The sequence below is a fragment of the Blautia sp. AF14-40 genome (genome assembly GCF_003479665.1).
In the GTDB taxonomy this organism is placed as follows: Bacteria; Bacillota; Clostridia; order Lachnospirales; family Lachnospiraceae; genus Fusicatenibacter; species Fusicatenibacter saccharivorans.
In genome coordinates, this window is the sequence record NZ_QUHK01000107.1 from 1 (window position 1) to 373 (window position 373).

Genomic DNA, 373 nt, shown 5'->3' on the forward strand with positions numbered 1-373 from the left:
TAAGGAGTGTGAACTATGTTCCCGATAAAATATATTGACAACAACCTTGTCTGGAACAAGGACAATGAAGTGTTTGCCTATTATGAGCTGATACCGTACAACTATTCTTTTCTATCCGCAGAGCAGAAATTTATCGTGCATGACAGCTTTCGCCAGCTTATCGCACAGTCCCGTGAGGGTAAAATTCATGCGTTGCAGATTGCCACAGAAAGCTCAATCCGAAGTATGCAGGAGCAGTCAAAGAAGCTGGTAACTGGAAAATTAAAGGAAGTTGCCTATCAGAAGATAGACGAACAGACCGAAGCGTTAGTATCTATGATTGGGGACAATCAAGTGGACTACCGCTTTTTTCTTGGCTTTAAGCTCATGGTTA

Annotated in this window: 1 protein-coding gene; it reads left to right on the forward strand. The window is 42.1% G+C overall.

The window, feature by feature from the left end; translation table 11 throughout:
* Positions 1-15 precede the first annotated feature (15 nt).
* A partial coding sequence (locus DWW13_RS19635; RefSeq protein ID WP_243026212.1) for a hypothetical protein occupies positions 16-373 on the forward strand: 358 nt, incomplete at its 3' end.